The following is a 23,837-nucleotide window of genomic DNA, read 5'->3' as shown; positions in this document are numbered from 1 at the left end:
GTGACGACGCCACCGGTGATGGCAAGACAGAGAACAATGAGGGATCGAACTCTGGCACCAAGACAACCGAACAAAAAGCGGCGGCAGTCAACGATGCAGTTACCAACGATTCAGGACAATTGATAGGCAAGGAGGATGCCGCTGGAGTTCAGCTGGTTTCAAGGGAGGAACTGGAACAGGCCCACAAAGAATTGATCGAGAAGCTTGGCCCACCTCAGGTAAAATCGACCCCCAAGGGGGATATCGAGGTTTGGGAGATTTCTGGCGATCCCAAATCGACCGTCACCTATCGACCGTTCAGCAAGTCCGGTGGAGCCACCCTGGACTTCAACGAGGTCCCCGGTGTTACGATCAAGCGATGGCATATACCCGAAGGGTGATATTTTGTGGAGGAGTTCAATTGCGATTGGAGGCAGGAAGTGAAGGCGGGGCACGTTCTCAGTTATAATGGGCAATCGTTCATAAATTTCCGCGACTTCGAGTTTGACGCAGAAAGCAGCCATCGTTTTCAATGGATCGACCTGAAGAAATTCGATTTATCGGCAGTTGCGTCCGACGACAAATCGATACTGAACGCGCTGATCGCGAGTGACGAATTCAAGGATGATTACGTCGGAGGGGGTGTGGATCCGCAAGGAACGCGTCATGGACCGTACTGGCTCGATCGGATATCTGCCGATTCGTACCGCTTGGTCGGGGAATCGACCGTGGTCGGTATATTGGAAAAATGGGTTGGGCGTTGCGGAAACGCGCCGCGTCAACTTCAGGAGTCAATAGGTCATCAGTTGTTTTCTCCCGCGAGTGCAGCGTCCAGCCGTTATGTACTCGACGACCTCGGCAAATCGGCTACGAATGATTACGGCGACATCCATATCGAATTCCATGAAATCGTGCTCATCGACAGAACCGCGCAATCCGTGCTTCTCGCGGTGGCGTCCGACGACTAATAGCTGTTCCGGCCGCTCACTGGCCGCGGCGCCGTCACCCCTCCCACTCGAGGTCATCGGAGCCGATGATGCCGATTTCGAATGGCTCAGACGGGTCGGCTGGACCGTCGACGACAGCGAGTGGCCGCGGTAGTAGCCGCCTTTGACCATCTGGACCCGCCAGCACTCCAAAGTCATTGCACCACCACTGAACTGCTCTCGGAGAGCGGGCGTCCTAATCCAGGGCCAACCTGCCCAAGGCGTTGCACAGTGCTGCCGAAACTGCGCAAATCGCCGCCACAACGCGGGTCGCGCAGGAACGCCCCAGCCGGATTAGCCTGTTCACCAGCAGCACAATCAGCCTGCAAGGAGTGAGATGCCCCCGATCCAGGTTGCTGTATGCGGTCCCCGGCATGCCACCGACATTGAAGCGACGAACGCACGAAAAATCGGCAGACTCCTCGCAGAAGCGGGCGCAACTGTCCTATGCGGCGGCGGAACCGGCGTGATGGCCGCAGTAGCCGAAGGGGCGTCCTCCGCCGGGGGTCTAGTGATCGGCGTTCGGCCCGACACTGATCCCGACCGCACATGCGAAGGACTGTCCGTAGTGCTCTACACGAACATGGGTGAGGCACGCAATGCCATCCTCGTATGGTCCGCTGACGCTGTGATCATCGTCGGCGGCTCGTGGGGCACCCTGTCCGAACTGGCGCTGGCGAACAGGCGCGGGAACGTTCCCATCGTCTCGATCGGCGGCTGGCAGATCCTCGACAGCGACGGCAAACCCGTCGACTCCGCCGTGGTCGCGTCTACCCCACGGGCGGCTGTCGAAGCTGCGCTATCCGCCGTCCAGCGTCGATAGGCATAGATGCCGGGTATGCCCGGGCGCACCCACGACTATGTCCCCCACGGGGCGACCACCTTGTTCGCGGCATTGAACGGGCCACCGGTGAGATGATCGAGCCGATCCATCATGGCCATCGTGCCGCCGTGTTCAAGAAGCTCCTGATCAAGCGCGACTAGCAGGTTCGCTCCCTAAGAAAGAAGGATTATCTTGCAGGTCGGAACGCCCTTCCCCGTCTCTAATCCACGCTGCCACCAATTTCGGTGAATCGCACGGACTGCGGTGTCGGCCGAGGTCAACAATCGGAGCGGAACGGGAGGCACAGCGGCAGCAGATCGAACCGAGCCGGGGTCTGGGTGACGGTCGGGGGCGGTGGGACGACCTCGGTGCTCGACGGTGGCTCGGTGGTCGATGAATGTAATGGGGTCTGGTGTACTGCGTCGCCGTGGGGGGTCGAGCAGGCGGCGGCGAGCAGCCAGATGGTGCCGATGACGAGCGCGATCAGTGCCACCGCGGCGATCTGCTGCGGGCGATGGCGGGGCGGGCGCAGTTGCTCGGTCTCGCGGGTGCGTGCGGGCACGGCAATCGTTTGCCGGAGATCGGCGAAGCGTGGTCGACGTGCAACGACGCGCGGTGCGGTGGGCCGTCGGGGTGGATGCGCTTCGGTCTCGTCGCCGGACCACGATCGCGGTCGATTCGGCAGAGGTGACGGTGTGGAGCGCGGACGCGACGGCTGGGCGTCGGACTCGATCCACGACGACCACTGGTCCGCGAAAGGTGACGACAGCGAAGGTGCCGCTGCGAAATCCGGCGTTGCGACCGATGGCAGGGGTTCCGGTGCGATAGGTCCTGATGCGTAAGGCTGCGGTGTCGAGGGTTCCGGCTCGCCCCCGTGCGTCTGAATACTCGCAGCGGGCGGACCGTCCGGCCGCGATATCGGCTCTGCCTCACCACTTTCCGACTCGTCCGCGACGTCGATCGACTGCCGATCCACAAAAGACGGCCGATCCACGATCGACGGCGGCAGGCCGTGCGCGTGTAGGCGGCTTTCCTGACCAGGATCGACTGTTGCCACAGGTTCCGAGCGCAGCGCCCGCGCGTCGGTTGCGGCGGGCGACGTGGCCTGGTCCGGCGCGATAGCCCCATCCTGTCGTGCATCCTCGCTCACGGGCGGTGACGTCGATTGGGAATCACCGAGTTCCGATTCTGTTCGCACCACGTCCGGCTGATTGTCGTGGGTGGGTCGCCAGACACCCGGGACCTCGGCGCGCCGCGCGTCCGGCTCGAGTCCCACAGTGGAATGCGCCTGCAGAATGTCCGTATCAGAAGACACATCGTCCGCGGCCGAGCCTTCTTCGGACGTCGCACTGCCGAACGATGGAGCTCCTTCGAACACCACAGCGCCCGCCTCGCCACGCGACGGAAACCCATCCGCCACAAGGTCTTCGACACTGACCTGATCCGCAATGTTCAAATCGCCGAGCAGAGCATGCACCCGTTCAGCGGTCCAGATGAGCTTGCGGCTCGCGGTCCGGTGGAACCACGCACGTAGCTCGCCGGGGGTGTTTCCGAGCACCACCCCGCAACCCTTGCGCCGCGATTCGACGTTCAACGTGACAGTCGATTCCCTGGGCGGTACCACGACGATCAGGCCGTCGACGTAGGCGTCGGCCTGGTGCTTGCGCACGAGTTCTTTCAGGTTGAAGACGTTGTTCGTCACCTGGTCGAATGGGCTTCGGTCCTGCTCGCGCACGTGGATCGGGTCGCCTTCGAACCCGGACAGCCGCCAGCGCCCGTTGGCCCGGACGGTGAGGATGCCGGACAGGGCTTCGGCTACCGTGCCCTTGACTTCTACCACTATCGCCGCCCTGGGGGTGATCACCACCAGATCGGCTTCCTGCGTTTCGTCCTCGCGCTCACGGTCGGGTAGGTAGCACCCCGAGATCGCCAGTCCGACAATGACGTACTGCCCGGTCCACCCGCGCATCCAGTTGAGCACGCGCTGCTCGGATCGCGGTGCCGTCGTTCGTTCGTTGATGACCAGCATCAGCGGCCACCTCCATCGCGTCCCATACAACCGACCACTCAACGGTATTCGGCGCAATATCCTACGAAAACGCGAAAGACACTGTAATAGCGGGTATTTGGCGACGAAACGGCACGCTCAGTGCGACGGATGGGCAGCGGTCAACTCCGCAGAGCAGCCGCCAATGCCGGGTCGACGGAAAACGCTATGGCGATCAGGGATTCCACCAGCAGGTCGATGTGTTGCTCACGGGAAATGGGCTCGGTGCGCAGCCAGGTGAGCGTGGTTTCCTCCACGAACGCGATCCAGCCGCGCATGGCGAGCAGCAGTCGGGGGCGGTCGGCGTCGGCGATGGACACCGGGGCCTCGGTGAGGATGATGTCGATGATGGCGTCGCGCGTCTGATCGAGCGGCATGGCCAAATCGGGGCTCACGCTGGTGGGGCCGCGCAGCAGCGCCTGGTAGGAGTTGCGGTTCGCGCTGACGTAGTCGATGTAACGCTCCATCGAGTCGCGCAGCATCTCGAATACGCCGAGGGACCGGTCCGGGGCGACGTGCTGGAGTAGTTCGGTGTTGGCGTTGCGCACGATCGCCAGCTGGAAATCCTGTTTGGTCGGGAAGTAGTGGAACAGCAGGCCGCGGGAGATGCCGGCCTGTGCCGCGATCTCGCTGACGGAGATGTCGTCGATGGAGCGCTCGCCGAGCATTTTCGTGCCGAGGGTGATCAGCTGCGCGCGCCGCTGGTCCGGGCTCAGCCGAGTGCGCTTGGCGGTCTCCCCTTGGCTGATGGTCACCGGATCATCCTACTGAACGCTGATCAACAGTCTGTTGACCAGCGTTCAGTAGGACCGTAGTCTCGGTTATATGAGTCGCATGGTCACAGACAATGCTGTCACCGACCGAGTTGCCGCCGACCGACCCACGCGCCACGCCAAGACGATCATCATAGGCAGCGGATTCTCCGGCCTGGGTCTGGCCATCCGGCTGGTCAAGGAGGGGCGCGACGACTTCCTGGTGTTGGAGCGTGGCAGCGATGTCGGCGGCACCTGGCGCGACAACACCTATCCCGGGGCGGCCTGCGACGTCCCCTCGCACCTGTACTCGTACTCGTTCGCGCCTAATCCGAACTGGTCGCGGTCCTACTCGCGCCAGCACGAGATCCAGCAGTACATTCGGGATGTGTCCCAGCGCTTCGGCGTGCGCGACAAGCACGTCTTCGATTGCGACGTGACCGGCGCCCGCTGGAATGCGGACGCCGCGCTCTGGGAGATCGAGTCGGCTCAGGGCCGGTTCACCGCGAACACAGTGGTCTCGGCGGTCGGCGCCCTGTGCGAACCCGCGCTGCCGGATATCGAAGGCATCGGCCGGTTCGAAGGTGATGTCTTCCACTCCGCCCGCTGGAACCACGATGTCGACTTGACCGGCAAGCGGGTCGCCGTCATCGGCACGGGCGCCTCGGCCATTCAAATCGTGCCCGCGATCGCCGGGAAAGTCCGCCACCTGGACGTCTACCAGCGCACCGCACCGTGGATTCTGCCGCGGCTGGATCGCCCGTATACCAAGGCAGAGCGACTTGCCTTCAAGCATGTACCTGGCTTTCAGCGCCTGTCCCGTGCCGCCATCTACGCCGCGCGCGAGACCCAGGTGATCGGCCTGGCCAAGGCGCCCGCCCTGCTACAGGTGCTGGAGATGCTCGCGAAAGCCAAGTTGCACTACGAGATTCGCGATCCGCGGCTGCGCGCCAAGGTCACGCCGAATTTCCGGATCGGCTGCAAGCGCATGCTGATCTCCAACGACTACTACCCCGCGTTGTCGCGTCCGAACGTCGACGTGGTCACCGAGCGCATCGCCGAGGTGCGCCGGAACTCGATCGTCACCGCGGACGGCACCGAGCGTGCGATCGACGCGCTGATCGTGGCGACCGGCTTCCACGTCACCGACTCGCCGACCAACGACACGGTCGCCGGCCGCGACGGCCGCGTCCTCTCGGAAGTGTTCGACGAGTTCGGCCAGCAGGGCTACAAGGGCGCCTGCATTGCCAACTTCCCCAATATGTTCTTCCTGCTCGGCCCGAATGTCGGCCTCGGGCACACGTCGATGGTGTACATGATCGAATCACAGATCAATTACATCGCCGACGCGTTGGCCACCATCGACCGTCTGGGCCTGCGTACTGTGGAAGTACGCCGCGACGCGCAGGATGCCTATAACGCCGGCCTGCAGGCGAAGCTGGCCCGCACGGTCTGGCAGACCGGCGGATGCTCGAGCTGGTACCTGGACAAGCACGGCAACAACACCACGCTGTGGCCGGACTTCAGCTTCGAATTCCGGCGCCAGACGAGGACATTCGACGTGTCGGCCTACGATGTCTCCCATTCCCGATCCGACCTGAAAGCGGTGGCACAGTGAGCAGCGACGCCTACTTCGAGAACAAGGTCTGTGTGATCACCGGAGCGGGCTCCGGGATCGGTCGCGCGCTGGCGGAGAACCTGGCCGGGCGCGGCGCCAAGCTGGCGCTGTCCGATATCGACGTCGACGGCCTGGCCGAGACCACGCGCCGCTGCGAGCAACTCGGCGCCGAGGTCAAATCCGACCGGCTGAACGTGGTGGAACGCGACGCGGTGCTGCGCTACGCCGACGCGGTCAAAGCGCACTTCGGCACGGTGCACCAGGTCTACAACAACGCCGGCGTCGCCCACCACGGCTCGGTGCTCCGCTCGGAGTTCAAGGACTTCGAGCGCGTCATGGACATCGATTTCTGGGGCGTGGTCAACGGCACCAAGGCGTTCCTGCCGATGCTCATCGAGTCCGGCGACGGTCACATCGTCAACGTGTCCAGCCTCTTCGGCCTGATCGCGATCCCCGGCCAGAGCGCCTACAACGCGGCGAAGTTCGCGGTGCGCGGCTTCACCGAGTCGCTGCGCCAGGAGATGCTGGTCGCGCGGCACCCGGTCAAGGTCACCTGTGTGCACCCCGGCGGCATCAAGACCGCAGTGGCCCGCAACGCCACCTATGCCGAAGGTATCGACGGCGAGTCGGCCGCGGCGATGTTCGACAAGAAGCTGGCCACCCACACCGCCGAGATGGCGGCGCAGACCATCACCGAGGGCGTGCGCAAGGGCCACGGGCGCGTCCTGATCGGCTGGGAGGCCAAGCTGCTGGACCTGTTCGTCCGCGTGACCGCGGCGGGGTACCAGCGGATCGCCGCCAACGCCGAACGCCGCTTCTTGCCCTGATTCGAATTCGGGTAACGACGGTGCGGCACATCGACCTTCCGCTGCCCGTCGCGCGGCCGGGTCATGCTCGATGAGTCGTTGGCGTTCGCTCGAGCGTTATTCCAGCGTAGCGGCCGAGTAGGCACGCTCGCGGTTGCGGCGCGCGAACTTGCCGAGCTCCTGCCCGAAGGTATCGAACGTGCGGTCCTGCGCGAACTAGGATAAGTAGCAGAGCGGTCCGTATCGGGCGGTAGTGTGCGGAGCCGATTTCGGTCGCCGACCGACGACCCCAGCGCAGGTGTCGTAGATTGCTGGCGAGTAAATCCACGTGGAAGGGCACTGATGCGAGAGTTCGAAGTCCCGGCTTCCTACACCATTCCGGACGACGCGAACAATTCCGACAACGTCTTCCGCCACGCCGAGCAGTCACCGACCACGGTGCTGTTCAATGTGCCGAACGGCAGTGGCGGCTGGCGCGACGTGACGGCCGCGGAGTTCGCGAAAACGGTTACCGGCGTGGCGAAGGGCCTGATCGCCACCGGCATCGAACTCGGCGATCGCGTCGCCATCATGGCCCCCACCCGGTACGAATGGGCCGTGCTCGATTTCGCGATCTGGACCGCGGGCGGCTGCACCGTCGCGATCTATGACAGCTCCTCCGCCGAGCAGGCCAAGTGGATCCTGCAGGACTCGGCCACCGGGGTGCTGATCCTGGACAGCGACAAACACCGCAAGGTGATCGACGATATCGAGTCCGGATCGCTGCCGGATCTGCGGGAGATCCTGCAAATCGACCAGGGCGTGCTGGACGAACTGATCAGCCGCGGCGCCGACCTGGACGACCAGGTTGTGCACGACCGGCGCGCCCAGGTCGGCGCGCAGTCGCCGGCCACCCTGATCTACACCTCGGGCACTACGGGCCGGCCCAAGGGCGTCATGCTGACCCACGCGAACCTCTACGCGGAGTCCAAGTCCGATCGGCTCGCGCTGCCGAAGTACGTCACCGAGGGCAGGAAGACCCTCATGTTCCTGCCGCTGGCGCACGTCTTCGCCCGCGGGGTAGCGCTGGCCGCGTTCGACGCGAAAGTGACCGTCGCGCACACCTCCGACTGGTCCACCTTGGTCGAGCAGTTCGGCAGCTACCAGCCGCACTTCATCCTCTCGGTCCCCCGCGTGTTCGAGAAAGTGTTCAACGGCGCCAAGCAGAAGGCGCACGACGGCGGCAAGGGCAAGATCTTCGACGCGGCCGCGGCTACCGCGATCGCGTGGAGCGAGGCGCTCGACACCGGCGGACCGGGCGTCGTGCTCCAGCTGAAGCACGCGCTGTTCGACAAGCTGGTCTACGCCAAGTTGCGGGCGGCGCTCGGCGGCCGATGCGAGGCGGCCGTGTCCGGCGGCGGCCCGCTCGGCGCGCGGCTCGCCCATTTCTTCCGCGGCGTCGGCGTGACCATCTATGAGGGCTACGGCCTCACCGAGACCACGGCCGCCATCGCCGTGAACACCCCCGAGCACCTCAGGGTCGGCTCGGTCGGGCGCCCGATCGAGGGCCACTCCGCCAAGATCGCCGACGACGGCGAGCTGCTGCTGCGCGGCTCGGTCGTGTTCGATGGTTACTGGGGCAACGCGGCGGCCACCGCGGAAGCGTTCGAGGACGGCTGGTTCAAGACCGGTGACCTCGGCGCCATCGACGCGGACGGGTTCATCACCATCACCGGCCGCAAGAAGGAGATCATCGTCACCGCCGGCGGTAAGAACGTCTCCCCCGCGCTGCTGGAGGACTCGCTGCGGGCGCACCCGCTGATCGGTCAGGTGCTGGTGGTCGGCGACGCGCAGCCGTTCATCGGTGCGCTGATCACGCTGGACCCCGAGTCGCTGCCCGGCTGGAAACAACGCCACGGCCTGCCCGCCGACACTTCGATCGAGCAGCTGATCGAGCACCCGGATCTGATCGCCGAGGTGGATGCCGCGGTGGCCGAGACCAACCGGAAGGTCTCGCACGCCGAGCAGATCAAGAAGGTCCGGCTGCTGAGCACCGATTGGACCCAGGAGACCGGCGAGCTCACCCCGAAATTGTCGCTCAGGCGCGCGATCGTGCTGAAGCAGCACGCCGACGACGTGGCGAATATCTACCGCTGAGCTGGTTTCCGGGCGGCGCTGTCCGCAAAGATCGTTCGCGGACAGCGCCTTTCGCGTTCCGAAGCCGGGACGCAAGATGGTCGACCCCATCGGCACCGACATCGTCGAGAACACCAAGCAGAGCCTTCGCCGGACGACCGACAACCGCCGCGTCCGGCGAATCGCGGCAGGCACGGCACCCCGGGCGGTGGTCGCGGCCGTCGCCGCGAACAAAGTAGGCTCGATGCCATGCCCGAGGCGCGACTGCGGATGGTGGCCGGGATCGTCTCGGCGGCATTGGTGCTGGGTGTCGCCGAACTGCTCGCGGCGCTCATCGGCCCTGGCACAGCGCCGCTCGATGCGCTCGGCTCGGCCGTGGTCGACCACACACCCGACAATCTGCGCGAGTGGGCCATTGCCACTTTCGGCACCAACGACAAAGCGGTGCTGTATTTGATCATGGCCGTCATCGCTCTGGTCGTCGCCGGGCTGGCGGGAGCGGTCGAGCGCGGCACGCGCCCGGCGGGATCATGGTTGTTCGTCACGTTCGCCGTGCTCGCCGCGGGTGTAGCTGCGACCCAAAACGGGCTTGTCGGCGCGTTGCCGACTGTGGTCGGCGCTGCCATCGGTATCTACGCGCTGCGCGTGCTGACCCGGCGGATCGACCGCACGGTCGCGCCGCAGACCACATCGCCGGCACGGACCGACACCGGGCAGCGACGGGTGTCCGGCCCGCAACGGCGAGATGTCCTGCAGGGGCTGCTGGTAGCGGGTGGCCTGGCCGTGGTCACGGGTGTCGGTGGGCGGCTGCTGGGATCGCGGCGGCGGGACGTGTCGGGTGAACGGGCAGCGGTGCGATTGCCGGAGCCGACCGCGCCGGCCGCGCCCCTCCCGCCCGGTGCGGATCTGCGCGTCCCCGGACTGACGCCGTACTTGACCGCCAATGACGACTTCTATCGGATCGACACCGCACTGATCGTTCCGCAAGTGTCCAAGGATGACTGGTCGCTGCGCATCCACGGCATGGTGGACCGCGAAATCCGGCTCAGCTGGGCGGATTTGGCGCATCGGCCGGTGGAGGAAAAGCTGATCACCCTGGCCTGCGTGTCGAATCCGGTGGGCGGCGACCTGATCGGCAACGCGCGCTGGCTCGGCTATCGCCTGGACCGATTGCTCGCCGAGGCCGGCCCGCACCCGGATGCCGACATGGTGCTCTCGCACAGCACCGACGGTTGGACCGCGGGTACTCCGCTCGTGGTACTCACCGACGGACGCGACGCGCTGCTGGCAGTCGGCATGAACGGCGAACCCCTGCCGGTGCGGCACGGGTACCCGGCCCGGCTCGTCGTGCCGGGTCTCTACGGCTATGTCTCGGCCACCAAATGGGTGACCGAACTCGAAGTCACCCGCTTCGACCGCGCCACCGCCTACTGGACACGTCGCGGCTGGTCGGCGCTCGGTCCGATCAAGACCGGCACCCGCATCGACACCCCACGTGACGGCAAGCGTCTTGCGCCGGGCCGCGTTCGGATCGCCGGCATCGCGTGGGCACAGCATCGCGGCATCGGCACCGTAGAGATCCAAATCGACAACGGCCCCTGGCAACCGGCCCACCTGTCCGACGAACAGTCCGTGGACACGTGGCGCCAGTGGGTCTTCGACTGGGACGCCGACGCGGGGCCGCACACCATCCGCGCCCGCGCCACCGATGGCACCGGCGAAATTCAGACTGCCGAACGCCGGGATGTCATCCCTGATGGAGCCACCGGCTACCCTTCAGTCGCCGTCAGCGTGGGTTGAATCGCAACCCGGATGGTCGCGCAATTGCAGGTACTGAACAATTCTGGACCGGGCTCGATCGAGCGACCCCGGTAGTCGTCGGCCGTTCGAGGGAGCAATGTCCGAAGTCTTGGATTGGGCGCGGGCAGAAAACCTGCAGCCGGCGCCGATCACGGTGGAGATCTGGAAGAAGCTTCCTGAGGATTTCTGCCGCTTGGTGGAGGTCGTGAACGGGGAAGCCGTTCGGGGCGAGTCGCCTACGCGGCCGCATCAGAAGTCCGCTCGCCGGATCGCAGACTTCGTCGAGGCCGCCGCCGAAGCGCACGTCGGCCGATACCGTGATGGCTGCTTGGACGTAGATATGGACTTCGATGTGCTGCTGTGGGAGCTGCCGAGGGTGACAATTCGGCGGCCGGACATCGCACTGTTCGAATGTGCTCCGGCTGAAGTGCGGCCGCTACCCGCTTCCATGGTCAAGCTAGTGGTCGAAGTCGTCGCACCGGGCACCGAGCGTGTCGACACGGTCCACAAGCTCGCCGAGTACGCGACGGCCGGGATCCCGTGGTACTGGATTGTCTGGGTGTCGAATAATCGCGTCGATTCGATCGAGGTCTATGTACTCGATCATGCGCTCGGCCATTATCGACCGCACGCGAAGCTGGAGCCGACCGATTCACAGACCGTGATCGATGTGCCGATCGAGATCGAGATCGACTGGACTCGGCTGGGGGTGCTGACCCGCTGATGCCCGCCCGGGAACATTTTCCCGGGGACCGGCAGCACCAGGGTCAGCTGCCGAGATGGGCCTTCACCGGTTCCGCTGCGGTCGGTGCGGCGGCGGGAGCGGACCGCGCATGGCGGACGAACAGCACCGTGGCGATGACGCCGATCAGCAGGATGCCCGCGGGAAGCAAGGTGGACTGACCCAGCGCGGCGCTGAAGGCGTCCTTCACGACCTCGGGAATGGGCCCCGTGCCCGCGCCACCCTCGGCGACCTGACCACCACCCAGGCCGTTGGCCGTCATCCTGGCCGCGATCAGAGCGCTGATCGCCGCACTTCCGAGCACCGAACCCACCTGGCGGGTGGTGTTGTAGACGCCCGCGCCCGCACCGGCCTGCTGTACCGGCAAGTTGTGCGTCGCGATCGACGACAGCGGCCCCCAGACGCAACCGTTGGCGAACCCCGCCACCCCGGCGGCGACGAGGAACCCGATCAGCGCCGAATTCGGCTGCATCAGTGCCGAGAACCAGAACACCGACACCGCGAACAGGGCGAAGCCGATCGCGGGTGCCCACCTCGGGTGCAGCCGGTCGGCGAATTTGCCGATCAGCGGCGACGCGATGCTGCTGCCGATCGCCATGGGCGCGAAGATCAGCGCGGACTCGGTCGGCGACATCTCCCGCACGGCTTGCAGGTAGAAGTACGCCGGCACCATCAACGAGGTCATCGCCGCGCCCATCGCGGCGATGGCGATGTTCGCCAGCGCGAAGTTGCGATCGCGGAACAGGCCCAGCGGCAACAGTGGCTCACCGGCGTTGCGCGCCTGGTTGACCACGAAAGCCGTGAGCACCAGCAGGCCCGCGCCGATCATCAGCCAGATCCGCGCCGACCAGTCGTAGCTGTTGCCTTCCTGGATGCCGAACACCAGCAGGAACAGGCCGATGCCGCTGAGCAGCACGCCGGGCAGGTCGAACCGGTGCTCATGCGTCGGCAGCGCGGGCACCAGCCAGACCGCCAGTGCGAAGGCGAGCACACCGACCGGGACGTTCACGATGAAGATCCACTCCCAGCCGAGACCGTCCACCAGCACGCCGCCGAGGATCGGGCCGACCAGGGTGGCCAGCCCCGCGATGCCGCCCCACAGCCCCATGGCCGCGCCGCGCCGGTTCGGCGGGAATGTCCTGGTGATCACGGCCATGGTCTGCGGGGTCATCAGCGCGGCGCCGACACCCTGCGCGGCGCGGGCCGCGATGAGCGCGCCGATGCTGCCCGACAGTCCGCACCACAGCGACGCGCCGGTGAACACCGCGAGGCCGATGAGGTAGATGTTCTTGGGGCCGAAGCGATCACCCAGTCTGCCGGTGACCAGCAGCGGCACCGCGTAGGTGAGCAGGTAGGCGCTGGTCACCCACACCACCTGGGAGATGTCGGCGTGCAAGTCCGTCATGATCGCTGGATTGGCGACCGCGACGATCGTCATGTCGAGCAGGATCATGAAGACGCCGGCGACCAACGCGAGCAGCGCCGGCCACGGATTGCGTTCGGTGGGCATGTATTTCGTTCCTAACTCGAATCATTCGACAAGCTCGGGGCGTTCGCCACGGCGCCGCCCGGCACCGGCAGCCGCTCGGCGCTACCGAAGGCGGCGGATGCCCCGCTCGGCCGGGCGCGCGCGCCGGTAGTGGGATCGATGTCCTCCCATTCGAGCGCGCCGCTGTCCAATTCGGCGGCGAACTCCCGGACCCAGGCTGTTTCGGCGGCGAGTGTGGCCCGCACGAATGGCAGGGCAATCCAGTAGCGGCGGGGGATCTCGCGCTCCTCGGCCCACGCGATCAGCATGTCCGCCTCGGCGAGTTGTGTTTCCAGCTCACCGATTCGTTCGCGCAGCAGTGCGAGCACTTCCGGCTTGGACAGGTTGTGCAGCTCCCCCAGCGCCACGGGAAAGACCGGATATTCCGAAATCGGTCGCCGTACGATCTCGGCGATGCGATCGCGTAGTGCGCCGCTGCCGCGCGCGGTGATCCGGTAGGTGGTGCGCTCGGGCCGGTTACCCGCCCGGTCGACGCCCTCGGCACGGACCAATTCCTGCTCGGCCAGCCGGGACACGGTGTGGTACAGCGAGCCGGGCCGCACTTTGACCAGCCTGTCCTCCCGCCGGGCGATCAGCGTCTGATACATCTCGTACGGATGCATGGGCCGTTCCTCGAGCAGCGCGAGCACGGCGATCGCCAACGGCGTCAGCTGTGAATGCGCCCGTCCCATGCTTGGTTGCCTCCTGGATCAGTGATCTCCGCCGTTCGGCGATCTCGGCCCGTCGGCCGCCGGCGAACTGGATCCGAGCCGCACGACACCGGGTATGCTCGGCGTCGTATATTCCGTGTGGAATATACGACGCGGAGTAGAAGGATGCAACCGAACAGCAACCGGGCCGGCAAATCGGCGACACCGCTCCGGTCCGGACCCGCGAAACCACCCCGCTATCAGCCCGCACGACGAGAGGCCACCGAGATGAACTCTCGATGGCCTCTCGATCCAGCCCGTTGCGGAGCCGACCGCACCGGCCGGCTCCCACCAGCGCCGTTGCTGGTGCGGAACTGATATACACGTGGCTTTATACCGGCCCTGTGCGGACCGTGACACGAAGCCTAGGTCGAGCGTAACCGGGAGGGACAGTGTCGGATGCGACAACTATCGCACTATTTCCGACATCAATTGGTATGACCGCCCATCCGACCGACCAAATCATGGGTGCAATAGAGTCCTACAGCGAGAGTCCTACAGCGCGTGCGCGTCCAACCAATCACGGGCCACGTCGCCCGGCACGACGCCGTCATCCCGGACCCGCCGGATCATGGCGGCCAGATCGCCGGTGGTCAGTTCACCCGCGACGTAGTTCAACTTCTTGATCTGCCGCTGGTCGAGCACGCCTTTCCGAAACAGCGGCAGCACGTTCTCCGCGCGCACGGCATAGTCGTCGTCGGACAGCTCGGTCAGCCCATCCGTCGCGTCCGGCGCGAGCTCGGGCGGGCCGGTCAGCAGGCCCGCCTGGATCTGCCCGTCCAGCAATGCCTTTCGCAGCGCGGCCGGATCCGGGAAAGTCATCGTGGACGCGAAGTCGCACCCGGCGACCCGATCGAGCGCCGCCGGACGCGGCAGCAAACCCGGCGCCGGCGCAACGCCTGCGGTCAGGCCCGCGCAACGAGGTGCGAGATCGCCCACGGACCGGAGATCGCCGCGTGCGGCCGCCGCCGCGGTGAGCACCACCCGCGGCCGTAGATCTGCGCCGTCGGCGATGTCGGAGACCACCAGCCCCTCGGGCAGCGCGGCGCTCAACGTCTGCGCCACCTTCGCCGGCGGGCGGGCGGTCGCGTGTTCGTCGAGATGGGCCAGCAACGCGCCGGTGTGCTCGCCGACCACCTGGACCCGATCGGCGTCGAGCGCGGCGAGGTAGTCCGCCCGGCCGCCCAGACGCGTCACGACCGCGGTACGCGCACCGGTACGCGCCAGCGCGCCCGCATAAATTTCGGCGAGCACCACCGACTCCGCCGAATCGCCGGCCCCTACCGTGATCGACCTCCCGGACTCGTCGTTCCCGCAGGATACGACAAGCGCGACGGACGCAAGGACCAGAAATCGAGCCAGCACCCGCTGTGACGCGGCCAACACCATCCGGCGACACCAACTCTCCGACGAATTCGACACAGTCAACGAAAAAACCCGGAAGCGGGCAGTATGGACACCCAGAATGTACCGGCGGCCGCTCGGCACCGAGACCGCGCACCGCCGTCAGGTCGGAAGGACTCCCGTGAAAACCACCCGCGCCCTCGATGCTGTCGGGCATCAGCGCCCCACGCTGCGCCTGGCGCTGCGTGCCGCCCGCGTCCTCGCCGCCGCCGCGGCCCTCGCCGCCGCGATGGTCCTGTCCGCGTGTGGCAATTCCGATCCGCTGGCCACCAGCGGCAGCTGTGCGGGAGATGGCCTGATCGTGGGCTCGGCGAACTTCCCGGAGTCCGAAACCGTCGCCAATGTGTACGCGGAGGTGTTGCGCGTCAACGGGTTCGCGGTCGACACCAAGCTCAATATCGGCAGTCGCGAAGCCTACATCCCGGCGGTGCGGCAGTGCGCCATCTCGGTGATTCCCGAGTACACCGGCAATCTGCTGCAGTACCTGGACAAGAACGCCACCGCCACCAGCGCCGCCGACGTCGACAGCGCGCTCGGCGCGGCGCTCGGCTCCGGCCTGGTCATCGGAAAGCCCGCACCCGGCGAGGATTCCGACGCCGTGGTGGTCACCCGGGCCACCGCCGAACGCTGGAACCTGCGCACCATCGGCGACCTGGCCGCGCACTCGGCCGAGGTGAAGTTCGGCGCGCCCGCCGAATTCCAGGAGCGTCCGGGCGGTCTGCCCGGCCTGAGGAAGAACTACAACCTCGACATCGCCGCGAACAATTTCGTGCCGATCGCCGACGGCGGCGGGCCCGCCACGGTGCGTGCGCTGGTCGAGGGGCAGGTGACCGCGGCCAACATCTTCACCACCTCGCCCGCCATCGCGCAGCACAATCTGGTGGTGCTGGAAGACCCGAAGCACAATTTCCCCGCCCAGAATGTTGTTCCGCTGCTCAACGCGGCGAAGAAGTCGGACAAGGCGCTGGCCGCGCTGAACGCGGTGTCGGCCAAGCTCACCACCGCGGAGCTGATCAAGCTGAACGAGGCCGTCTCGGGCGCGAGCAAGACCGAGCCGAAAGCCGCGGCCGCGGCCTGGGTCGCCGCCCAGGGGTTGAACAAGCCGATCGGCTAGGGAGGGAAAATCGGCTAGGGAGGGAAACAGCATTGTCCGATATCGAGTTCACCGGTATCAGCAAGACCTATCCGGACGGCACCCACGCGGTCACCGATCTCGACCTGCGCATCGAATCCGGTTCGTTCACCGTTTTCGTCGGTCCTTCCGGCTGCGGTAAGACGACTTCGATGCGGATGATCAACCGCATGATCGTCCCCAGCTCCGGCACGATCACCATTGCCGGTCAGGATATTTCGACCGTCGATCCGGTGCGTCTGCGGCTCGGCATCGGGTACGTCATCCAGAGCGGTGGCCTGCTGCCGAACCGGACGGTCGTCGACAACGTGGCGACCGTCCCGGTGCTGCGTGGTGACTCGCGCCGCGCCGCCCGAGCCGCCGCGCTGGAGGTGCTGGACCGGGTCGGGCTGGATCGGTCGCTGGCCGGACGCTACCCGGCGCAACTATCGGGCGGGCAGCAGCAGCGCGTCGGTGTGGCCCGCGCGCTGGCCGCGGACCCGCCGATTCTGCTGATGGACGAGCCGTTCAGCGCTGTCGACCCGGTAGTGCGCGCCGATTTGCAGATCGAAATGCAAAGACTGCAGGCCGAATTGCACAAGACCATCGTGTTCGTCACCCACGACATCGACGAAGCGATCACCCTCGGCGATCGAGTCGCGGTGTTCGGCCGTGGCGGCGTGTTGCAGCAATACGACCCGCCGCGCCATCTGCTCGCTCAGCCCGCCACCGATTTCGTCGCCGATTTCGTCGGCCGCGACCGCGGGTATCGCGGGCTGTCCTTCCGCACCGCGAAGAACGTTGCGCTGCACGAGATCCGGACGGCGGTCGCGGGCGACGCGACCGCGCTGCGGCTGGACGCGGGCGAGTGGGTGCTGATCGTCGACGCGGCGGGTAAGCCACTCGGCTGGGTAGACGTGACCGGCGTCGAGGGCCTGCGCGCAGGGCACCCGCTGACCGACAGCATGTCGGCGGGCGGTTCGTTGTTCACCCCGTCCGGTGACCTGCGCCAGGCACTGGACGCCGCGATCTCCTCGCCGTCCGGAATAGGTGTCGCCGTGGACGATTCCGGCGCGGTGCGCGGCGGCGTGCTGGCCACCGAGGTACTCGAGCAGCTGGCCGGCCAGCGTGCGCACGAGGACGCCGAACGCAACCGGCACTTCTTCGAACAGCACGTGCCGTAAGGGCGACCGCGATATGACATACCTTGTCGAGAATTTCCCGGAGATCATGGGGTTCACCGCGACCCATCTCTACCTTGCGCTGATGCCGCTGCTCCTGGCGCTGGTGATCGCGGTTCCGGTCGGCGCGCTGGTGCGGCGGGTGGCGTGGCTGCGGCGGGTCACGGTGACCACGGCGAGCCTGGTCTATACGATTCCGTCACTGGCGTTGTTCGTGATCATTCCACCGCTGCTGGGGATTTCGGCCATCGATCCGCTGAACGTGATCATCGCGCTGACCCTGTACTCCACCGCGCTGCTGATCATCGCGGTTCCCGCAGCCCTGGATTCGGTGCCCGCCACCGTGCTCGACGCGGCCGACGCGGTCGGCTACGGTCCGCTGCGCCGCACGCTCACCGTGGACATGCCGCTGGCCGTCCCGGTCTTCGTGTCCAGTCTGCGGGTGGTGGTGGTGACGAATATCGCGATGGTGTCGGTCGGCGCGCTGATCGGCGTCGGCGGCCTCGGCAAGCTGTTCACCCAGGGCTATCAGCGTGACTATCCGGACGAGGTCGTCGCGGGCATCATCGTGACGCTGGCGCTCGCGGTGGTCGCCGACCGCGTGGTGTACGCCCTCGGCCGCTGGTCGACACCGTGGGTACGCGCGGATGCCGGGGGCGGGAAAGCGAAAGGCGGTGCCGCATGAACCTTTTCATCGACGCCTGGCACTACTTCACCGATGGCGCCAACTGGGGCGGACCATCGGGTATCGAAACCCGCATCCTCCAGCACCTGTGGTACAGCTTCCTGACCATCGCCGTCTCGGCGGCGATCGCGGTGCCGCTCGGCCTGGTCGTCGGCCACACCCGGCGCGGGGCGGCCACGGTGGTCGGCTTCGCCAACGCGATGCGTGCGCTGCCGACGCTCGGCCTGCTGACGTTCGTGGTGCTGCTGCTCGGACTCGGCCTGATTCCCCCCTTGCTGGCGCTGGTCACGGTCGGCATCCCGCCACTGCTGGCGGGCGCGTACGCCGGAATCGCCAACGTCCCGGCCGATGTCGTCGACGCCTCGCGCGCCATGGGCATGACCGAACGGCAGATCCTGTTCCGGGTGGAAGTGCCCAATGCGCTGCCCATCCTGCTCACCGGCCTGCGGGGCGCCACACTCCAAGTGGTGGCCACCGCGACCATCGCCGCCTACGTCAACCTGGGTGGACTGGGCCGCTACATTTTCGACGGCATCAGCCTCTACCGCTATGACCGAGTATTGGTGGGCGCACTGCTGGTCGCGGTCCTCGCGATGTTGCTGGACGGTCTGCTGGCGTTCATAGTATGGGTGAGCACACCGGGAACCGCCCGTTTGCGCGGCACGAAGCCCGTCACGCAGTCATCGGCGGCTCCAGCGCTGCTCCCGGACTGATCCGCCGTGGCAGCCGGGACGATTTCGAATGGGGCGGTTCGATAATCGACGACACGAAGCGCCACAACAATGTCCGGCACCGTCATGTCGGCGGCCGCGAGTTCATCCAGCAGATCGAACGCCTGTGTCGCGGTGCGGGCAGGCCGTTTCCGGTGGCAGCGCAACATCACCCGGGCGGCTGTCCATCCGGTTCTCTTGCCTCGGTACACGGTAGGCAAAAGGGCGCCCGTTCATGTCAACGGGCGCCCTTCGGCTGATCAGTGCACAGCGCGCTACGCGACGCCCTCGGCGCGAGCCGCGGCCGCGACCGCCTCGGCCACGGCCGGAGCGACCCGCGGGTCCAGCGGGCTGGGGACGATCTTATCCGGGCCCAACTCGTCGAGGACGACGCTGAGAATCGCATCGGCCGCGGCGATCTTCATGCCCTCGGTGATCCGGCGCGCACCCGCGTCCAACGCACCCTTGAAGACGCCCGGGAAGGCCAGCACATTGTTGATCTGGTTCGGGAAGTCGCTGCGGCCGGTGGCCACGATCGCCGCGTGCTTGCGGGCCACCGCGGGGTGGATCTCCGGGTCCGGGTTGGACATCGCGAACACGATCGACTCCGGCGCCATCGACGCGATCAGTTCCTCGGCGATCAAACCGGCGGACAGTCCGAGGAATACGTCGGCACCCGCCAGCGCCTCGGCCGCGCCGCCGACGAGGCCGCGCGGATTGGTGCGCGTGGCCAGTTCGGTCTTCACCTCGTTGAGGTCGCTGCGGTCACGGCTCACGACGCCCTTGGAATCGAGCACGGTCACGTCCCGGACACCCGCGGCGAGCAGGATGTTCGTGCACGCGACACCGGCGGCGCCCGCGCCGGACACCACCACCTTCAGTTCCTCGGTGCCGCGGCCCTGCACCTTGGCCGCACCGTTGAGGGCGGCGAGCACCACGATGGCGGTGCCGTGCTGGTCGTCGTGCATCACGGGGCAATCCAGCGCCTCGATGACCCGCTTTTCGAGCTCGAAGCAACGGGGTGCGGAGATGTCCTCCAGATTCACCGCGCCGAAGCTCGGGCGCAGGCGGATCAGCGTCTCGACGATCTCGTCGACGTCCTTGGTGTCCAGCACGATCGGGATCGAGTTCAGCCCGGCGAACTTCTTGAACAGCGCGGACTTGCCCTCCATCACCGGCAGCGCGGCACGCGGGCCGATGTCACCGAGGCCGAGCACGGCGGTGCCATCGCTGACCACCGCCACGAGCCGGTCGGTCCAGGTGTAGCGCTTGGCCAGCGTCACGTCCTCCGCGATCGCCCGGCTGACCTGCGCAACGCCCGGAGTGTAGGCGATCGAGAGGTCGCGCTGAGTCTCCAAGGGCGCGCTCAGTTCGACCGAGAGTTTGCCGTCGAGATGTCCAGCGAAAATTTCGTCGTTGGTGATTTCGGAAACGCTGGCGGTGGCATTCGGTGCGTCAGTCACAGGTGACACGATTTCACTCCTGCACGGGTCGGGCTAAACCGGGGGACGGTTACCACCCGGTAATGGGTACAAGACGTTCACTACGCTCATCGAGTGCGGTGACCAGGATCTTTCGATATGGCTGCGAGCAAGCGAACACAGGCTTGCCGAAATCTCGACGGCAGGGCGCGGAACTTGTCGCGAAGCAAGAACCGAACGGGTGCGTCCGGACAGCACATGCGGGTGATCCGCTGCCCGCGGCGGTACGTCGCGAGGCGGAGATCTCCGTAACTTCCCGACCCAGCGGTGGCGTAGGCAGGGAATCCGACACATTCTGCCAGTCCGGTCGGTGGATTGCCAAGCAAATTCCCTCCGTGCTGTGTCGCGTCCTGGTTGCACGATAGCGCGGGGGAATTACGGCGAGGTAAGCGAAAACTCGGACGTCACGGCTACGACGGTGTGAGTTGTCGCACCGTTGCGCGCCCGGCCGATGTGAGACCGGTTCCGCCACCGAAACAGATGGTTCAGCTCCACCATTGCGTCCACAGCAAGAGCCCGGCAGCGAGGAAAACCACCGCCGATCCGGCCAAGCAGGCAGCGCCCCGATGCCGGTCGGCATAGATCTGCGCCGCTAGCGCCACGGCAGCGGCCGCCAGATGCCAGGCGACGGACTCGCCGCCAGGCCCGGGAAACCCACGCCCGTCCGCGATCCCGGCGGTGCCGACCACGACGAGCGCGCCGACGCATATGCCGGCGGCGACGAGGCCGCTGAGCCCCCGCACCAGTCTCACGGGGCGATCACCGGAACTCCGGTGGCCTTGCTCACGAGCTTCTCGAATTGCACTGGATCGGTGCTGAATTCGCCGAGCCGGATGGTTTTGTTCGCGCCGTGGTAGTCGGACGAACCGGTCGTGAGCAGACCGAGCTCGGCGGCCAGGTCGGTCAGCAGGGCACGGTCGGCCGCGGCATGGTCGGGGTGCGCGATCTCCAGGCCGCCGAGTCCGTGCCCGGCAAGCTCGCGGATTTCGTCCAGCGCGAGCAACCGGCCCCGCTTACGCGCCCTCGTGTGCGCCAGGACGCTGACTCCACCCGCGCTCGCGACCATTTCGACCGCACGGCGCAGCGGGGTGTCGGCCTTCTCGGCGTAGTAGCGGCCGTGCGGGGCGAGCAGCTCGAGGAATGCCGCGTCCACGCTCGGCACCACACCCGCTTCGACCAGCGCCCGCGCCAAATGCGGGCGTCCTGCCGACGGCCCGGCCGAGGCGAGCACGGCGTCCGGATCGATGGGCAGTCCGTCGGACGCCATCCGCTCGGCCATCGCCCGCAGCCGCGCCACCCGCTCGGCGCGCAGGCGCTCGCGCTCGTCGGCGAAGCAGCGATCGGCCGGGTCGAACAGATACGCCAGCAGATGCACGGGAACCGGCCAGCCGTCCGCCCCCAAACCGACACAGGACATCTCCATGCCGCGGACCAACGTGACGCCCTTCGGCAGCGCGTCGACCGCCTCCGCCCATCCCGCCGTGGTGTCGTGATCGGTGATCGCGACCACGTCCAGGCCCGCCGCGGCGGCGTTGCGCACCAGCTCGGCTGGAGTGTCGGTACCGTCGGAGGCGGTCGAATGGGTATGCAGGTCGATGCGCACGCCCTCAGTCTTACCGTGCGCGGCCCCTTCGGCGCACCCGCGAGCGACGTAGCATCGTCACCGTGCCGTCGTTTTCCCCGCTCTCCCCGTTTCGCGGATCCGGTCGTACCCCGCAACAGCGGTTCATCCCGGTGCCTACCGAACGGGCCATCGTCGACTGCGCGGTGTATGTGGAGGGCAAGCGTCTACCCGGCCGGTTCACGCACAAGCAGGCCCTCGCGCGAGTGCGCGACGAGGCAACCGGATTCGTCTGGGTGGGCCTGCACGATCCGGACCCGGCGCAGATGGCCGACGTCGCGGCTACATTCGGGCTGCACCAGCTGGCCGTGGAGAACGCGTTGCACAAGCATCAGCGGCCCAAGCTGGAACGCTACGACGACATGCTGCTGCTGGTGCTGCGCACGGTCAGTTACGTCGAGCACGAACTGAACAGCGTCAGCGAGATCGTGGAGACCGGTGAGATCGTCGTGTTCACCGCCCGCGATTTCGTCGTAGCGGTGCGGCACGGCGAGCACTCCGGGCTCGCCGAAGTGCGACGGGCGTTGGAGCAGGACCCCGCCCAGCTGTCACTCGGACCGGGTGCCGTGCTGCACGCGATCACCAACCGGATGGTCGACTCCTACATCGAGGTTGCCCAGTCGGTCGAGAACGACATCGACGAGATGGAAGAGCAGACGTTCAGCCCGCGCAGCGTCATCACTGTCGAATCCATCTATCAGCTCAAGCGCGAGGTGGTGGAACTGCGGCGCGCGGTGAATCCGCTCGCCGCGCCGTTGGAACTGCTCGGCCGCAGTCCGGACCTGCCGATGCCCAAGGAGGTCCGGCGCTATCTGCGCGACGTCACCGAACGTCACGCCGGCGTCGCGGAGCGGATCAACGACTTCGACGAGGCGCTCAGCGAGCTGATCAACGCCGCACTGGCCAAAGTCACCGTGCAGCAGAACACCGACATGCGAAAGATCTCGGCGTGGGTCGCGATCGCGGCCGTGCCGACCATGATCGCGGGTATCTACGGGATGAACTTCGATTACATGCCCGAGTTGCACCAGGCCTGGGGTTATCCGGCGGTGTGGCTGGTCATTCTCGTTGTCTGCTCGGGCTTGCTGATCACGTTCCGTCGCAACAAGTGGTTGTAGCCGCGACGCGGCTCCCAGGCCAGCCGCGACGCGGCTCACAGACCGGCGGCGCCGCGTCCCGGATCGCGCACGTCGATCCCCGCCTCCCGCCACGCCTCTCGCAACGCCTGCGCGCCGCGGACCCGCACCCACGCCGCCTCGGTCGCCGTCACCGGCGTCACCGCGAAGTACCGCACCTGCTCGGCCGGCTCGGGCAGCACGACATCGGGAATCTCGCTGTCGCCGAGCAGCACCGCGGTGAACGGCGCGTCGCGCCACATCGGCTCACCCAGGTCCATCAGCGCATCCGCTTGCAGCACAACACCTTCCACGACGGGCGCGGCGGCGAGCACGCCGAGCGACTTGGCCAGCCCCGAACTCGCTCCCACCCCGGACCGCAGCGTGAGCACCAGCTCCGCGCGCGGCCCACGCAGCGGATCCACGTGCGGCGCGGCGGGATCGCCCATCGGGTGCCTCGACCCGCCCACTGTCGCGTAGTGCACCATCTCCCCGGCGACGATGCGCAGGATCTCGATCGGCTCCAAGCCGAGGAACGTCACCGACGCCGTGTCCACGTTGGCGGCAGCCACGCCGAAATGGCCCAGCACCGCGGTGCGGACCGTCTGCACCACTTCCATTCG

The 23,837-nt window shown here is 66.7% G+C and carries 22 protein-coding genes; 13 read left to right on the top strand and 9 right to left on the bottom strand.

Annotated elements, in window-relative coordinates:
* From ACT86A_RS24370 to ACT86A_RS24360, 3 genes are all read left to right on the top strand, one after another.
* A partial coding sequence (locus ACT86A_RS24370) for a hypothetical protein (RefSeq protein WP_445094529.1) occupies positions 1-380 on the top strand: 380 nt, incomplete at its 5' end.
* A gap of 6 nt (positions 381-386) precedes the next feature.
* Entirely contained in the window at positions 387-947 is a 561-nt protein-coding gene (locus tag ACT86A_RS24365; protein ID WP_445094528.1) for a hypothetical protein, read from the top strand.
* A gap of 355 nt (positions 948-1,302) precedes the next feature.
* Positions 1,303-1,788 carry an SLOG cluster 4 domain-containing protein gene (locus ACT86A_RS24360; protein ID WP_445094527.1) on the top strand — a complete coding sequence of 162 codons (486 nt, stop codon included), beginning with the start codon at positions 1,303-1,305 and terminating at the stop codon, positions 1,786-1,788.
* 277 nt (positions 1,789-2,065) lie between these two features.
* Here the strand turns inward: ACT86A_RS24360 and ACT86A_RS24355 are convergent, their stop codons facing one another.
* The gene (locus ACT86A_RS24355; RefSeq protein WP_445094526.1) at positions 2,066-3,817 is read right to left on the bottom strand and encodes a nuclease-related domain-containing protein; all 1,752 of its coding nucleotides are present in this window, start codon (positions 3,815-3,817) and stop codon (positions 2,066-2,068) included.
* A 140-nt stretch (positions 3,818-3,957) separates the two neighbouring features.
* Complete coding sequence (locus tag ACT86A_RS24350) at positions 3,958-4,590, bottom strand: TetR/AcrR family transcriptional regulator (RefSeq protein WP_445094525.1); 633 nt, start codon at positions 4,588-4,590, stop codon at positions 3,958-3,960.
* 70 nt (positions 4,591-4,660) lie between these two features.
* Here ACT86A_RS24350 and ACT86A_RS24345 point away from each other — a divergent pair, with 70 nt between their 5' ends.
* The 5 genes from ACT86A_RS24345 (at position 4,661) to ACT86A_RS24325 (ending at position 11,650) form a co-directional block, all read left to right on the top strand.
* On the top strand, positions 4,661-6,205 hold the full coding sequence (locus tag ACT86A_RS24345; protein ID WP_445094524.1) for a flavin-containing monooxygenase: 1,545 nt from the start codon (positions 4,661-4,663) through the stop codon (positions 6,203-6,205).
* On the top strand, positions 6,202-7,032 hold the full coding sequence (locus ACT86A_RS24340) for an SDR family NAD(P)-dependent oxidoreductase (RefSeq protein WP_445094523.1): 831 nt from the start codon (positions 6,202-6,204) through the stop codon (positions 7,030-7,032). Before ACT86A_RS24345 ends, ACT86A_RS24340 begins: the two co-directional genes overlap by 4 nt.
* Before the next feature lie 321 nt (positions 7,033-7,353).
* On the top strand, positions 7,354-9,147 hold the full coding sequence (locus tag ACT86A_RS24335) for an AMP-dependent synthetase/ligase (protein ID WP_445094522.1): 1,794 nt from the start codon (positions 7,354-7,356) through the stop codon (positions 9,145-9,147).
* Between the two features lie 228 nt (positions 9,148-9,375).
* Positions 9,376-10,926, top strand: coding sequence for a molybdopterin-dependent oxidoreductase (locus tag ACT86A_RS24330; protein ID WP_445094521.1), 1,551 nt, complete (start codon positions 9,376-9,378; stop codon positions 10,924-10,926).
* A 97-nt stretch (positions 10,927-11,023) separates the two neighbouring features.
* Positions 11,024-11,650, top strand: coding sequence for a Uma2 family endonuclease (locus tag ACT86A_RS24325; protein WP_445094520.1), 627 nt, complete (start codon positions 11,024-11,026; stop codon positions 11,648-11,650).
* 43 nt (positions 11,651-11,693) lie between these two features.
* Here the strand turns inward: ACT86A_RS24325 and ACT86A_RS24320 are convergent, their stop codons facing one another.
* From ACT86A_RS24320 to ACT86A_RS24310, 3 genes are all read right to left on the bottom strand, one after another.
* Positions 11,694-13,178, bottom strand: coding sequence for a DHA2 family efflux MFS transporter permease subunit (locus ACT86A_RS24320; RefSeq protein ID WP_445094519.1), 1,485 nt, complete (start codon positions 13,176-13,178; stop codon positions 11,694-11,696).
* A gap of 11 nt (positions 13,179-13,189) precedes the next feature.
* Positions 13,190-13,888, bottom strand: coding sequence for a PadR family transcriptional regulator (locus ACT86A_RS24315; RefSeq protein ID WP_445094518.1), 699 nt, complete (start codon positions 13,886-13,888; stop codon positions 13,190-13,192).
* A 513-nt stretch (positions 13,889-14,401) separates the two neighbouring features.
* Positions 14,402-15,295, bottom strand: a complete 894-nt coding sequence (locus tag ACT86A_RS24310) for an ABC transporter substrate-binding protein (RefSeq protein ID WP_445094517.1) — start codon at positions 15,293-15,295, stop codon at positions 14,402-14,404.
* Positions 15,296-15,491: 196 nt separating this feature from the next.
* Here ACT86A_RS24310 and ACT86A_RS24305 point away from each other — a divergent pair, with 196 nt between their 5' ends.
* The 4 genes from ACT86A_RS24305 to ACT86A_RS24290 are packed head-to-tail and all read left to right on the top strand — an operon-like array spanning position 15,492 to position 19,000.
* The gene (locus ACT86A_RS24305; protein WP_445094534.1) at positions 15,492-16,424 is read left to right on the top strand and encodes an ABC transporter substrate-binding protein; all 933 of its coding nucleotides are present in this window, start codon (positions 15,492-15,494) and stop codon (positions 16,422-16,424) included.
* Between the two features lie 32 nt (positions 16,425-16,456).
* Positions 16,457-17,605: an ABC transporter ATP-binding protein gene (locus tag ACT86A_RS24300; RefSeq protein WP_445094516.1), complete on the top strand. Its 1,149-nt coding sequence runs from the start codon at positions 16,457-16,459 to the stop codon at positions 17,603-17,605.
* A gap of 13 nt (positions 17,606-17,618) precedes the next feature.
* Positions 17,619-18,287, top strand: coding sequence for an ABC transporter permease (locus ACT86A_RS24295; protein WP_445094515.1), 669 nt, complete (start codon positions 17,619-17,621; stop codon positions 18,285-18,287).
* On the top strand, positions 18,284-19,000 hold the full coding sequence (locus ACT86A_RS24290; RefSeq protein WP_445094514.1) for an ABC transporter permease: 717 nt from the start codon (positions 18,284-18,286) through the stop codon (positions 18,998-19,000). The genes ACT86A_RS24295 and ACT86A_RS24290 overlap by 4 nt, the downstream gene beginning before the upstream one ends.
* Positions 19,001-19,272: 272 nt before the next feature.
* Here ACT86A_RS24290 and ACT86A_RS24285 read toward each other — a convergent pair whose 3' ends face one another.
* The 3 genes from ACT86A_RS24285 to ACT86A_RS24275 all read right to left on the bottom strand — a co-directional run bounded on the left by ACT86A_RS24285 (position 19,273) and on the right by ACT86A_RS24275 (position 22,081).
* Positions 19,273-20,469, bottom strand: a complete 1,197-nt coding sequence (locus tag ACT86A_RS24285) for an NAD(P)-dependent malic enzyme (protein WP_445094513.1) — start codon at positions 20,467-20,469, stop codon at positions 19,273-19,275.
* 494 nt (positions 20,470-20,963) lie between these two features.
* A complete protein-coding gene (locus ACT86A_RS24280) occupies positions 20,964-21,230 on the bottom strand; it encodes a hypothetical protein (protein ID WP_445094512.1) in 267 nt (88 codons plus the stop codon).
* Positions 21,227-22,081, bottom strand: a complete 855-nt coding sequence (locus ACT86A_RS24275; protein WP_445094511.1) for a PHP domain-containing protein — start codon at positions 22,079-22,081, stop codon at positions 21,227-21,229. The genes ACT86A_RS24280 and ACT86A_RS24275 overlap by 4 nt, the downstream gene beginning before the upstream one ends.
* Before the next feature lie 53 nt (positions 22,082-22,134).
* Between ACT86A_RS24275 and ACT86A_RS24270 the strand changes: the two genes are divergently transcribed.
* Complete coding sequence (locus ACT86A_RS24270) at positions 22,135-23,217, top strand: magnesium and cobalt transport protein CorA (RefSeq protein ID WP_445094533.1); 1,083 nt, start codon at positions 22,135-22,137, stop codon at positions 23,215-23,217.
* 35 nt (positions 23,218-23,252) lie between these two features.
* On the opposite strand, the gene ACT86A_RS24265 is transcribed toward ACT86A_RS24270, so the two are convergent.
* Positions 23,253-23,834, bottom strand: a complete 582-nt coding sequence (locus tag ACT86A_RS24265) for a suppressor of fused domain protein (protein WP_445094510.1) — start codon at positions 23,832-23,834, stop codon at positions 23,253-23,255.
* Positions 23,835-23,837: the final 3 nt, after the last annotated feature.

This window comes from Nocardia glycosmidis, from assembly GCF_052545115.1.
This window is presented reverse-complemented; position numbering and strand designations above follow the sequence as displayed.